This window comes from Tamlana carrageenivorans (assembly GCF_002893765.1).
GTDB lineage: Bacteria > Bacteroidota > Bacteroidia > Flavobacteriales > Flavobacteriaceae > Pseudotamlana > Pseudotamlana carrageenivorans.
On the sequence record NZ_CP025938.1, the window covers coordinates 2893575 to 2908900 of the forward strand.

The 15326-nt window shown below is 33.2% G+C and carries 6 protein-coding genes; all 6 read left to right on the forward strand.

Features of this window, described 5'->3' with window-relative positions; genetic code table 11:
* Positions 1-45: 45 nt before the first annotated feature.
* Positions 46-4095 carry a hybrid sensor histidine kinase/response regulator transcription factor gene (locus tag C1A40_RS12800; RefSeq protein ID WP_102996227.1) on the forward strand — a complete coding sequence of 1350 codons (4050 nt, stop codon included), beginning with the start codon at positions 46-48 and terminating at the stop codon, positions 4093-4095.
* Positions 4096-4602: 507 nt separating this feature from the next.
* The gene (locus C1A40_RS12805; RefSeq protein WP_102996228.1) at positions 4603-7794 is read left to right on the forward strand and encodes a SusC/RagA family TonB-linked outer membrane protein; all 3192 of its coding nucleotides are present in this window, start codon (positions 4603-4605) and stop codon (positions 7792-7794) included.
* 73 nt (positions 7795-7867) lie between these two features.
* Positions 7868-9361 carry a RagB/SusD family nutrient uptake outer membrane protein gene (locus tag C1A40_RS12810; protein ID WP_158651359.1) on the forward strand — a complete coding sequence of 498 codons (1494 nt, stop codon included), beginning with the start codon at positions 7868-7870 and terminating at the stop codon, positions 9359-9361.
* A 14-nt stretch (positions 9362-9375) separates the two neighbouring features.
* On the forward strand, positions 9376-10173 hold the full coding sequence (locus tag C1A40_RS12815; protein WP_158651360.1) for a hypothetical protein: 798 nt from the start codon (positions 9376-9378) through the stop codon (positions 10171-10173).
* Between the two features lie 51 nt (positions 10174-10224).
* Positions 10225-11283: a fasciclin domain-containing protein gene (locus C1A40_RS12820; protein ID WP_102996231.1), complete on the forward strand. Its 1059-nt coding sequence runs from the start codon at positions 10225-10227 to the stop codon at positions 11281-11283.
* A gap of 451 nt (positions 11284-11734) precedes the next feature.
* Positions 11735-15259, forward strand: coding sequence for a sulfatase-like hydrolase/transferase (locus C1A40_RS12825; protein ID WP_102996232.1), 3525 nt, complete (start codon positions 11735-11737; stop codon positions 15257-15259).
* The last annotated feature ends 67 nt before the right edge of the window (positions 15260-15326 follow it).

Here is a 15326-nt window from a genome sequence, read left to right on the forward strand (position 1 = left end):
TTGTAGATTTTACTTTATTTTTTTGCAAAATTTGTATTTTGCCACATGCAAAAAATGAGTTTTTTAGTGCTTTTTGTACTATCCTGGTACGTTAATGGGCAGAATGAAATATACAAGTTTAGTTCTGTGTCTACAGCACATGGTTTATCTCAAAACTCTGCCATGGCTATTACCCAAGATTCGTTGGGGCAAATTTGGATTGGGACAAGAGATGGTTTAAATAGATACGATGGCACCAATATTACAGTTTATAGGCATAGTGATGCATTAAACTCATTATCAAGTAGTGATATTATTTGTTTAGAGGTAGATCGAGAAGGTTTAATTTGGATTGGAACGGCATTAGGTCTTAATAAATATAATCCTAAAACAGATAGATTCACGAGATACCTAGCTGATACTAGCCATACATCCATTACAAATAATAGAATTACTTCTATTTGTGATTTTTCTAAAGATAAACTTTGGTTCGGAACATCTTCCGGAATTTCTATTTACACCAGGAGTACTGATACGTTTACCACTATTTTAAAGGGGTATGTTATATATTCGGTACAAAAACTTTCTCAAAAATTACTAGTTGTTAGCACCAATAAAGGTCTCTTAAAAATTCATGTAGAAGAAAATAATCATATTAATATTCAACCTATAAAGAATACTGAAAAATATGTAATTCAGGATATGATGGTAGCTGACGATTCAAGTGTTCTATTGGCTACTAAAGAACATCACATTGTAGAATATCATTTGGATAACGATTCCATTTCTCCTTATTTCCAAGAAAAATCATTAAATGGATTAAATAGAAATGTCCGAAAACTGCTTTTGGATAGAAGCGGGAATCTTTGGATTGGCACATATAAAGGTTTGCAAATCGCTAACAAAAACAAACAAATAACGACTTTATATACAAATATTAACGATAGTGAGTCAATCAATGATAATTTTATAAAATCAATTTTTAAAGATGCAAAAGGTTCTATTTGGATAGGCACTTATTACGGAGGTGTCAATATTTGGGACGAGTCTAATATTAATTTTCTTAAAATTACTCAAAGACCAGGGAATAGTGGATTGAGTTTTAAATCTATTAGCTCCATAGAGACTTTTAAGAACAGTATTTATTTTGGTACTGAAGGAGGAGGTTTAACCTTATTAGATACAGTTTCTAGAAGTTATAAATATATAAATACTGAAAACACTACTGAACTTCCTAGTGATAATATTAAGGCTTTATTTAAGGATAATGATAGTAAACTTTGGATTGGTACTTTTAATAAAGGAGTGGCTGTTTACGATTTAAAATCAAAACAATTTAATACTACAATTTTACCAAATGAAGTCATTAAATTGTTGGATGATGTGGGGGTAAGTAGCATTGCACAAAGGTCTGATGAAATATTTATTGGTACTTTAGGTAAAGGTGTAATTCGTTATAATTTGTTTGATAACACTTTTGAAATTATTGCCGTAAACATGCAAAACAGAGAGAAAGGTCTAACTCATAATATAGTACGGACTATAAAGTTAGATTCAAATGATAACCTCTGGGTTGGTACTTTCCAAGGGTTAAGCAAAATAGACGCTCAGAATCGCATTAGTAATTATTTTTTAGAAGAAAAAAAAGAGGCAAAATACACCATAACTTGTGTTTTTAATGATGCTAATAATCAGATTTGGGCTGGCACAGAAGTAGAAGGTTTATTTCGATTAGAAGGTGATACCTTTAAAAAAGTTAATTTAAAAATTGAAGATAATGAACCGGTAAAAGGTGTTAGAAGTATTGTTGAAGATAAACAAGGTCACTTCTGGATATCTACGCCAAATCAAGGTATTTTAAGATTTAATCCTAGAGAAAATATTATAGTAGCTAATTATACGCAAAAGGATGGATTACCTAGCAACCAGTTTAACTATAATGCAAGTTTTAAATATTTTAAAAACTATATATTTTTTGGTGGTTCAGAAGGTGTTGTGTGTTTTAATCCAGATAAATTGATTAAAAACTCTTTTTCACCACAAGTTGTTTTAACAAGTTTTAAAATTAAAAATAAAGTTCTACATGTTGGAGGAGAAGAGGGGTTATTAAATAAAACTATTTCTTATACAAACCAATTAGAATTATCTCATGACCAAGGTAATTTTAATATTTCTTTTGCTATTCCTAATTATTTAAATGCTACAAATAACCATTATGTTTATAGGTTGCTGGGGTTAGAAGACGAATGGATAGAAACATCTCAAAGTTCAGCGTCATATACTATTCAAGATCCAGGTACCTATGTTTTTCAGGTAAAAGGGATAAATAATGATAATGTTGAAAATACGGAACCAACATCATTACAAATAAAAGTAAATCCGGCACCTTGGCGTACTTGGTGGGCATTTTTGTTTTATGGATTTGTTATTTTTTCAATTTTATATTATCTACTCAACCTACTAAAATCTAGACAGAAGCTAGGAAATCAGTTGGTTTTGGAAAAATTGGAAGCGGAGCAAATAAAGAAAAACAATAAATCTAAACTGGAATTTTTTACTAATATTTCTCATGAATTTAGAACACCTTTAACTCTTATTCTTGGACCTATAAGTCAGATTTTAGAAAACTATAGGGGGAGTAGTGAGATGTATAAAAAGTTAAAAGTGATAGAAAGTAATTCTAATCATTTATTACAACTCATAAATCGATTAATGGATTTTAGAAAGATCGAAAGTGACTTCATAAAATTAGAAACCGCGGAAATAAATATCGTTAAGTTTTTAAAAGAAATTTATTTATCCTTTTCTGAATATGCTAAAGACGGCAATTACCAGTACGAATTTTTTACATCTTCAGATCAAATATTGGTATACGTCGATAGATATAAACTAGAGCGGGTTTTTTACAATTTAATTTCGAATGCTTTTAGATACACACCAAAAAACGGAAAAATAGTAATAAGAATCATACAGGAAAAAGATACGGTTATAATTCAAGTAGAAGATTCAGGGGTGGGTATTGCCGAGGAATTTAAAGACAAAATTTTTGAACGTTTTTTTGAATTGAATGCTAATAGGCAGCTAGTTAATGCTTATAACAAGGGTACAGGCATAGGGTTGTCTATAGTTAAAACCATAGTAAATTTACATAAGGGTAAAATTCAAGTTAAAGACAATTTAGAAGAAGGTAAAGGAAGTGTTTTTTCGGTTGAATTAAAACAAGGAAGAGAACATTTAAGCGATGCCGATATTATTCACGATTTTAAATTTAGTGACGACTTAGAGCAATACGTTAACCAGTTATCAGATTCCGAAGTCATATTGGAAGACGATGTTTTAGATAGTTTAAAAGAAGAAGACAAACTAACCGTGTTATTGGTTGAGGATAATAAACCGCTCAGGAAGTTTATGAGAAGTTTATTAAAGCAAAATTATAAGGTGTTGGAAGCCGAAAACGGTAAAGTGGCCTATAAAATAGCCTTACGTGAAGATGTAAATTTAATTGTAAGTGATGTCATTATGCCGGAAATGACAGGAACCGAACTTTGTGCCAAAATTAAAACAGATGTTAGAACGAGTCATATTCCATTAATTTTATTAACATCTAGATCTTCATTAATCTATAAAATAGAAGGTTTAGAAAGTGGTGCAGATGATTATATAAGTAAACCTTTTAATGTTAAGGAGTTTACGCTAAGAGTAAAGAATCTTTTAAATTCTATCTCTCGTGTAAAAGAAAAAATAAATGCTAACGAAGATTTAATGCCTGAGGATTTGGTATTATCATCGATAGATGAAAATTTATATAAAAAGGCACTTCAAATTGTAGAAAAAAATATTTCTAATGAGCAGTTTGATATACCAATGTTTTGTAAAGAATTGGGAGTTAGTAGAACCGTGTTATTTAAAAAAATAAAGGTTTGGACCGATTTTACCCCTAAAGATTTTATTCAGCATATTCGATTAAAAAAAGCAGCCGATCTTTTAGAGCAAGATCAATATAGTATTTCTCAAATAAGCTATATGGTAGGATTTAAAAACCCTAAATATTTTAGCAAATGTTTCCGAAATAAATTTGATAAAACTCCTACCCAATATATTAAGACTTTTTCGTAGACTTTTATTTTTGTTAAGAATTAAGGTGTTTTTTGATTAAATTTTTAAAAAACACCTTAATTATAAGATAAATTAGTACTTCAGACACCTTATTGCGTACAAAATTACACCTTTGATTTCTTAATTTTGACCTAGTTAACGGTTAAAAAAACAAAATACTTTAGCTTAATAAATTATTATAAAGGTTCTAATGTACTCTAGATACCATGAAAATTAAAAATCAAAAAACTTTAGAGCTTTTTCTAATATTAATGATTGCTCTTATCGTTTTAACAATGATATACTTTTATTAAAGTTGAAATTTAAATCATGTGTATTTAATGGTGTCAAAATGTATTTTAATAATCATTGGAATTTAATAATTAGTTTTTTTTAACAAAATATTAATATAAGTTCTGGTAACCATACAAAACAGGATAGAACCAATTAAGCGAAGTTGTAAAATTGTTATCATAAAACTTTATAAGCTATCCGCTTATATATTAACTAAATTCAAACTAAATATTTATGAATGAACAAAAACCAAAAATTAAACCAAAGATTAAATGGAACTTTTCAGTTCCAGGGTTTACTATTTTACTGGTCATTTTACTTTCCAGTTTTTCCGTAATTAATCTAGATGCACAAAATAAGATTACAGGTACTGTGACAGGTGGTTTAGATAATATGCCTTTGCCTGGGGTAAATGTTGTGGAAAAAGGGACTAGAAATGGTGCCGTTACAGATTTTGATGGAAATTTTTCTCTTCAATTAACTTCAGTATCAAGGACTTTAGTGTTTTCTTATATAGGGTATAAAACACAAGAAGTTGTTATTGGCGATTCTACAAGTATTGCAGTTCAATTAGAGGAAGATACAGCTACCCTAGATGAAGTTGTAGTCATTGGTTTTCAACAGGTAAAGCGTGAAAAAATACTTGGTGCGGTAGACACTGTTAAATCAGAATCTATAAATCAAGCAGCTCCAGTAGACGCTCTTCAAGGTATTCAAGGTAAAGTAGCTGGTGTTCAGATTACTAGTGATAATGGGCCTGGTGAAGGATTTGATATCAAAATTCGTGGGGTGTCTACCTTTACAGCAGGAGCTACAGGACCTTTATATGTTGTTGATGGGCAGCAAACTTTTGATATAGACAATATAGACCCTAGCGATATAGAATCGTTAGAGGTTGTTAAGGATGGCGCCACTGCAGCAATTTATGGAGCTCAAGCAGGTAATGGTGTAGTTATTATCACCACAAAAAGAGGTGTTGAAGGTAAAATTAAACTAGATGTTACAACCATAACCGGTATGAATCAACTGGTTGGTGATTTACCAGCTCCAAATGCAGCTCAACGTTTAGAGCAGGAAAGACGACAAGGCATTACATGGGGGCCAATAGCTAGAGATTCCTTGAGTTTAGTGACACGTAATTCTCCAGATTTACAAAAATTGGTTACTAGAGTAGGGATAAGACATCAAACCAATGTAGCTTTAAGTGGCGGTAGTGATAAAATGTCTTTCTATTGGAATAATGGATTTTTTAATGAAGAAGGTATTATTTTAAATAGTGACCACAAACGAATTAATACCAGATTAAAGATTGATGCTACTCCTAACGATAAATTTAAGTTTGGAACATTAATTAATATGTCCTATGAATTTACAAATAGTACGAATCCTGGACCTGTTTTAGGTCACCTTTTAAATAGGGTAGCATATTTACCTATTTATGAGCCAGATGGGAGTTTTACTCCAGGCTCTCCTAATAAGCAAAGTTTGAATCCAATTCAAAATGCTTTATTAAGAAAAAATGATAGAAGACGCTATAGAGCGAATTCATTTAGCTATGCGCAATTCCAGATTCTACCTTCCTTATCAATTAGGTCTCAGTTTGGTGTAGATTTCTCATATGAGAAGTTTGAAGGGTTTACTCCAGCCATCCTGGATGCAAGAAACTATGCAAATGGTATTAATTCAGGTAGTGAGAGACACCTATTGAGATATGGTATCCAGCAGGATAATACACTTAACTTTAATCAAAGTTGGGGTAAGCATGATGTTAGTGCCTTTTTAGGGATGCAAATTCAAAGGGACACTTACGAGAATTTAAACTTAAGTGCGAATTTCGCAAACGATTTAATAGAAACGTTTAATAATTCTCTTTTTGCAGATGTTGATGGAAATCCACTTGATATCGTAGATAGAACCGGAGGAGATAGAACTCAAAATACCCAAACAGGATTATTTTCTTTATTTACAGGTTTTAATTATGATTATAATAACAAATACTTGGTAGGAGCTACCTTTCGTAGAGATGGATCTTCAAGTTTCGGAGGGAATAACAAATATGGTTATTTCCCATCGGCTACTTTAGGATGGAGAATTAGTAAAGAAGGTTTCCTTAAAAATAGTTCTATAATTTCTAATCTTTTGGTAAGAGCATCTTATGGTATTGTAGGTAACGATAGAATTGGACCTTATGATTTCCTAACGACACTTGCTCCTGGTTATAACTATGAAGGACAAACTGGCTTTGCTCCGTTTTCTCTAGGTAATGAAGATTTAAGATGGGAAGAAACCGAATCAATAAATTTAGGTTTTGATTTAAGCTTATTTAAGGGTAGAAGGTTAAACCTTTCTTTAGATTTATGGGAGAAACTTACAGATGGCTTATTAGTAAATACTGAGTTGCCTGAAGAATCGGGATTTAGTGTTGTTAGAGAAAATAAAGCTGTTGTAAAAAACAGAGGTTTGGATTTTACTCTTAGTGGTACAATAGTTCAGAATAAGGATTTTTCTTGGAGATCTAGTTTTAATCTAGGGTTGCTGGAAAATAAGGTGTTAGAATTAGAAGATGATATATATCAAGGACGATTTGTAACAACCGAAGGAAAACCCATAGGTAATATTTGGGGATATAAAAATCATGGTGTTTTTCAATACGACGAATCAAATGCATTTACACCAGAAGGTGAGCAGTTGTATCCAAATTATGATGCTAACGGATTTTTTGAAGGTACTTATAATAGAGCCAATGGAGATCAATATCCTCTAGGGGCAGATATTAAGCAGCTTACTCACGGATCATCTGGAAATACCTTAAGAGGTGGAGACTATTATTGGGATGATGTAAATGGAGATTTTGTAATAGATAGTGATGATGAGCAGATTTTGGGTAACGGTCTACCAACTGTTTTTGGTGGGTTTTCACACGATATCACCTATAAAAACTGGTCTTTCGAAACTTTGTTCGATTATAGTTTTGGTAACGATATTTATAGAAGGTATGATCATGATAGGAACAGTTTAAGAGCAGCAGTATTATCTGTCTCTCCAGGTAGACTTGATAATGCTTGGCAAAATCAAGGCGATATAGCTACCTATCCAGCTTTAGAAGGCGGTAATACTAGAGTTCAAAATAGATTTGATTTTACAGGAGCAACAGCAAATAGCACTTATGTATCGGACGGAAGTTATATTAAATGGAGATATGTTAGGTTTGGTTATAGCTTTCCTCAAGAAGTTCTGGAAAATCTTAATATTGGTATGACTGGACTTAAGCTTAATTTTTCGGTAAATAACTTGCTCACTTGGACGAACTATCCTGGATATAACCCAGAATTTGGTTCTAGAGGTAACCCGTTGACGCCAAGTGAGGATTCATTAAGATATCCAAATGATAGAGAGATTTTATTAACTCTTAGGGCACAATTTTAAAATTAAAGTTATGAAAAATATGATATTAAATAAATTAAAATATACAATATGCAGTCTAGTTTTATTAGGTGTATTGTATTCTTGTGATGATTTTGTTGATGAGTTACCTATAAGTGAAATTTCTCCAGAGCAATTTTACAAAGATAATGCACAATTAGAAGCGGCATTAATTGGTGCTTATGATGGTGTTCAAGTTGCATACAGTGATTTTTATATAAATACAGGCGAATTTAGGTCGGATGATTTTCAACCAAATGGAGCCAATGCTTCTAGAAATTCATTACATAATAGCACATTAGATCCAGGAGAAGGATACTTAAGATGGAGAAATCATTATGTGGTTATTGATAGGGTAAATAGAATTATTGAAGCAGAAAATAATTTTGTTGGAGCAGATCCAAATCTTATAGGGCAAGCTTATGCTATTAGGTCTAAAGTGTATTTTGATTTAGCACGAATGTTTAATGATGTACCTGTTTTTACCAAACCCATTAATACAGTAAGTGAAGCTAAACAACCTCAAACCCCATATGCCGAGGTTATGTCTAATTTGGTTATTCCTGATATGTTGAAAGCTGAAGAATACCTATCAACAGTACAATCAAACTATAGATTTTCTAAGTCTAGTGTTTTAGCTCATCAAGCTGAAGTTTATATGTGGGAGAAACAAGAACAATTGGCAAAAGAGGCTATAGAGAAGTTAATTACACTAGGTTCGCACAGTTTGGTGCAAACTCCAGAAGATTGGCAAAATCTATTCTTGAATCAACCAGCTACCGATCAATTCCCAGACGGTCCAGGTAAAGTTCAGATGGGACCTGAGTTAATTTTTTCAATTCAATATAATTTTGAAGAGACTTCTTCAGGAGTTGCAAGAGCTTATAATGCTGGGGCAGCTGTAACTACCATTTCTGAAGAAACTGAATTAGAATGGATTAGAAGGTTTCCTATCGATTCATTAGGTTGGGCAACAAAGTATCCTAATACAGATCCAGTTTTCTCACAGGTAGTAGAAGAAGTAGATACAACATACACAGTTCCGTTATATGGCGATTGGAGACATTTTGCTTGTAGAAACGAAAATGCTACCATGGAAGATGGATTAGGATCTGCTGCATTTGGGGAAGCCAGATGCACCAAATTTATTAAGAATAGGGTTGGTCTAGATCCAAATGATGATAATACAGACATTCCTGTTTTTCGTTTTGCTGATATGATTTTGTTGCTCGCAGAGGCCGAACTAAAGCTGGGTAACCCTAATGTATGTTTAGACTTGATTAATCAAGTAAGAACGGCAAGGCAATTACCATTAGCATCACAAACTGATTTTGGAAATTCATTTGAAGCGCAGCTAGACTTCTTATTGATAGAAAGAAAATTAGAATTGTTTGGTGAAGCCAAAAGATGGTGGGATTTGGTTCGAAATGACAAGGCGGTTGAAGTAATGACTCCAATTTTGAACAATAGAGAAGTAATTCCTTTCGGTGAAGACCGTATTGTTTGGCCGATTTTCAGAGAACATTTATTGGAAAATGAATTGTTAAATCAAAATCCAGGATGGGATTAAAAAAAGAAGAAATTATGAAAATTTATATAAAAAGTTTAGTCATTGTCGGGTTGTTATTTGTGCTAAGTTCATGCACTTTAGACGTACAAGAACAGTTTAACTTTAAACCAGAAAACACTTATGCAGATCCTTTCGAGAATTTAACAGCTTGGGAGTATATTCAATCTAGAACGACTACAGATATTGCAGATGATTTAAACAGGAAAGTTTTAAATCAAGAAGAGTTAGATTTTATGATTGCAGCGATAAAACATGTTGGTTTTGAAGACCTGTATAGCCAAACAGCAACAAGAAGAACTTACTTCTTGTTAAATAACAATGCTTTTACAGGTGGAAATGCGGATAGAGATATTATTAGAGCAGTTACCGGAACCACGCAAGCACCAACGGCAAGGGTAAATGCTGATTCTTTAATGGCTACCATAACTGAGCCTTATCAAATAAACAGGTTAAAAGCTATATTGAAGTATCATATCGTAGAAGAAGAGGTGCAACAGGTTCCTAAAATCACCATTTTTGATAAAGATTTTATTTTTAATACGCTATTACCTCAAGTTAATATAGATGCTGCAACTGGACAACCTTCAGGATTGTCTTCAGAATTGGCACCTATGGCTTTGAGACGTGACATAGAATGGGAAATGGAAGCGAATAATTTAAGTGCACCGCTTATAGACACTGCCATACAACCTGGATTTAACGAAAAAATCAGGTCTCATAATTATGTGTTTAATAATGGCGTAGGTCATTATCTTAATGATACGGTTAGGTATTACCCTTATCCTTTTTATGATAATTTCACTGTAAATTAAAATAAAATACAGTGATTAAATAAAATATAATTTAATATAAAAAATATTAACATGAACAGTAAACTAAAAATTTTAAAATATACATGTATTGCCTTCATGTCGTTTCTATTAGTGTTTTCTTGTAACATTCCTGAAGATCCAGAATTTTACGAACCATTTGTTCCTTCAGAGGTAGAAAACCCAGAAACAATTTCTCAAATTATTATAGCACGAGAAGATTTCAGTATTATGGAATCTGCGATGAGGCTAATTGAGGAAAGTGGAAGTGTAAAAATAATTTCAGAATTAAATGTACCAGGAAGCAGTACGGTTTTTGTCCCAAACGATGAAGTTTTTCAAGCTTGGTTGGATATGAATGGTATTGATGACTTGGCTTTACTTGATGTAGCGCTTATTGAAAGAGTAATTTTAAATCATATTCTTGAAGGTGAGTTTAACTCTTCAAACCTTGTGTCAGGTTTAACGCATTCTAGAGCTCTAGTTGGAGAGAGAGGTAGTGAAAAGAATGTGTCAATGTATATTGATGTATCAAATGGAGGAGTTACAGTAAACGCAGAGGCAAGTGTCATTACAGCAGATGTTGAAGCTAATAATGGTGTAATCCATGTAGTAAACAATGTTATTGAGCTTCCTGTTTTACTTGACTTTTCGGTTATGGTGCCCTCTTTAACTACGTTTTACGATGCCGTGCAATATGCCGATACAGCTCGTGATGCAGATGGTAATGGCCCTAATTTAATGGCTAAATTAATAGATTCAGAGGCAGCCTTAACTTTATTAATGCCTAACAATGATGCCTTTACAGATTTGTTAGTGGAACAAGGTGTCTCTAATTTAACAGATTTAGACCCATGGTTCGTTGCAGATGTTATTTCAACACAATTAATTAACATAGCCGCAATTTCTTCTCAAGAGATGATAGATATCGGAGGGCCTTTTGCTCTTCCTGCCTCTAATAATGAATTGTTGCAGATAGATCCAATTAATTTAACAGTTTCAGATCCCAATAGTAGAACAGCAAATTTCATTCCCGGCTTAATTGATATTACTGCCGTAAATGGATTTGTTCATACCATTGATAAAGTATTATTACCTATGCCTACACCATAAATATTAATGATTCATTAAAGTTTTATGTAGTTCATATTTATTATAAAGAACTTTATTGATGATATGTATTGGATAAATGCATAGGAGTAGTGGTTAATTAAGGTTAGTTTAGTTGTGAAGCCCTCTGTTTAATAAAATATGGAGGGCTTTCTTTCTAACTTAATTCGTGTATTCGGTTATTCAATAGGCATCTAAATGCAATTATAAGGTGTATTGCCTTCGAGTAAGCATGACTAACTATTAAAGTAACTCCTGCTTTTTACTAGTAAAAAATAATAAATTCTAATAAAAATTCTTGATTCCAAAGTCGTAGCAAATTGGTAGTTGGAAAAATATGGATAAAGCCAATTGGGTTATCAGTTAAGGCAAAAAAACAGTTTTATATCGGTACTGTTTACAGGTAAAGAGGTCTTAAAAAGGATAATAAAAAGAGATAAACTAAATTTTAGATATGTATAAGAACATTTTTTTAATAGCATTAATAACATCATTTACGGGGTTAAAAATCGCTAATGCTCAAAATGATCGTGATGAGAAGCCTAACATTATTTTCATCCTCACAGACGATCAGCGTTTTGATGCTATTGGTTATGCAGGAAATAAATACGTGAGTACGCCAGAGATGGATAAGTTAGCTTCAAGTGGTACTTATTTTAATCATGGTATAGTTTCTACACCCATTTGTGCAGCCAGTCGTGCCTCTTTATGGACAGGGCTTCACGAGCGTGCCCATAATTTTAACTTTCAAACAGGAAATGTAAGGGAAGAGTACATGGGGAACGCCTATCCTAAGCTATTAAAAGAAAATGGTTATTATACAGGGTTCTATGGTAAATATGGCGTAAGGTACGATAACTTAGAAAGTCAGTTTGACGAATACGAATCCTACGATAGAAATAATAGATATAAAGATAAAAGAGGATATTATTATAAAACTATCGATAACGATACCGTGCACCTCACACGATATACAGGTCAGCAGGCCATCGATTTTATCGATAAAAATGCAACTAATAAAAAACCATTTATGTTGTCTTTAAGTTTTAGTGCACCACATGCCCATGATGGCGCTCCAGAACAATACTTTTGGCAAAACACTACCGATGGTTTGTTGCAAAATACAACCATTCCAGAACCAGCTTTAGCAGATAAAAAATATTTTGATGCCCAGCCAAAAGCTGTTAGGGAAGGCTTTAATAGACTACGTTGGACTTGGCGTTATGATACTCCTGAAAAATATCAGCATAGTTTAAAAGGCTATTACCGTATGATTGCTGGAGTAGATTTAGAGATCACAAAAATTAGAGAAAAATTAAAAGAGAAAAACTTAGACAAAAACACGGTTATCATTGTAATGGGGGATAATGGTTATTTCCTTGGTGAACGTCAGTTAGCAGGGAAATGGTTAATGTACGATAATTCTATTCGTGTTCCTCTAATAGTTTATGATCCACGCGTTGAAAAACACCAAGACATATCCGAGATGGTGTTAAATATCGATGTTACGCAAACTATTGCAGACTTAGCTGGAGTGCAAGCCCCAGCGTCTTGGCAGGGTAAAAGTTTACTGCCACTTGTAAAACAAGAAACAAACACTATTAATAGAGATACCATTTTAATTGAACATCTGTGGGATTTTGAAAACATACCACCAAGTGAAGGTGTGCGTACCGAAGAGTGGAAATATTTTCGTTATGTAAACGATCACACTATTGAAGAACTCTATAATATAAAAAAGGATCCTTTAGAAACTAAAAACTTAATAGGAAAGAAAAAATATAGAGAAGTAGCTGACAAACTTAAAACGAAACTCGATGAGTTAATTAAGAAAAATAGTAACGAATTTAGAGCTGCTCCAACCGATTTAACGGTTGAGTTAATTAGAGAGCCAGAAACAGACGTCACTATTTTCGATTTAAAACCTGAATTCGGATGGACGGTCCCATTGGGAGCAAAATTCCAATCGGCTTATCAAATTTTAGTGGCTTCTCGCCAAGATATTATCGATGCCAATAACGGCGATGTTTGGGATAGTGGTCAAGTTCGATCTTCAAAATCTACTAATATAGAACATCAAGGTAAAGCTTTAGAAGTAGGAAAGACTTATTATTGGAAAGTTAGAATTTGGGACGAAGAAAATCGTTTAGTTGATTACTCTAAAGCGCAAAAGTTTACTACAGGAAAGAGTGATAGCTATATCATATCTACAGAAAATAAATTTGAAATAGATAAGATAGAACCAGCCAAATTTGAAAATAGAAATGGCGTTTATTTTATAGATTTTGGTAAAGCCGCATTTGCTACAATGGATTTTACCTACCATGCAAAAACGCCACATACGTTAATCGTAAGAGTGGGTGAAATGCTTGATGCTAACGGAAATGTAAATAGAACTCCACCGGCTAAAAGTAACATTAGATACCAGGAGTTGAAGGTTGCTGTAAAACCAGGCAAATCGGAATATAGAATTCCTGTACAAACTGATGAAAGAAACACTAGGGCAAACAAAGCCATTCCATTACCAGATGGTTTTCCGCCATTGGTACCATTTCGATATGCAGAAATTGAAGGAGCTCAGTCGGAAATTAAAATGAATCTAGTAAAACAACTAGCATTTCACACTTTTTGGGACGAAAAAGCCAGCCATTTTAAAAGTAATAATGAGATTCTAAACCAAGTATGGGATTTATGTAAGTATTCTATAAAAGCCACAACCTTTAACGGATTATACGTTGATGGCGATCGCGAACGCATTCCTTATGAAGCCGATGCTTATTTAAATCAATTAAGCCATTATACAACCGATAGGGAATACGCTATGGCAAGACGTACCATAGAGTATTTTATGAAGCACCCTACATGGCCAACAGAGTGGCAACAGCATGTACCCCTATTACTTTACGCAGACTACATGTATACTGGTAACAAAGAGCTTATCGAGCGTTATTATGAAGATTTAAAACACAAATCGCTTTACGAACTTTCAAATGAAGAAGGTTTGATTACTTCAACCAAAGTGAATGCCGAGTTCATGAAAAAATTAGGTTTCCCCGAAGGTTATAAAAAACCCTTAACAGATATTGTTGACTGGCCATCGGCTAATTTTAATGGTAGTAAAACAAAAGGGGAACGAGATGGTTTTGTTTTTCAACCTTATAATACAGTAATTAACTCTTTCTTCTATGAGAATATGATAATCATGGCTCAATTTGCCAAAATATTGGGTAAAACCGATGAGGTTTTAGACTTCGAACTTAGAGCATCGAAAGCTAAAAAGGCAGTAAACGAGAAAATGTTCGATAAAAAGCGCGGAATTTATGTTGATGGCATTGGTACTGACCATGCATCGCTACATGCCAATATGATGCCTTTAGCATTTGGCTTGGTTCCTGATGAACATGTCGATTCGGTGGTAGAATATGTGAAATCTCGTGGTATGGCTTGTAGTGTATATGGTGCACAATTTTTAATGGATGGCTTATATAACGTAGGAGAAGCAGATTATGCCCTTGACTTATTGGCGAGTACTGCAGAAAGAAGTTGGTATAATATGATTCGTATTGGATCGACCATTACTCTTGAAGCTTGGGATAATAAGTATAAAAACAATCTCGATTGGAATCATGCTTGGGGTGCAGTGCCAGCAAATGCTATTCCTAGAGGGTTATGGGGTATTAAACCAAAAACGGCAGGATTTGGTATTGCTAGTATTAAACCACAAATGGGCAAACTTAAATCTAGTGAAATTACAGTGCCAACTGTTCGTGGAGCCATACATGCAAAGTACACGCATAATGGATCTAGATTACAGACCTATGAAATTGAAATCCCAGGAAATATGGTAGCAGAGTTTTCTTTAGATGATATAGAAGGGAAGGATTTAATTCATAATGGACAAAAAGTACCAGCTGCTTTTGGCGCCGTACAATTGTCACCAGGAAAGCATACCATCGAACTAAAAATTAATTCATTTTAATAAAGTCAATATAAAGTAGTCTACAATATCATTGTTGAATGATGAGAATACAGCATTAATCTTTTAG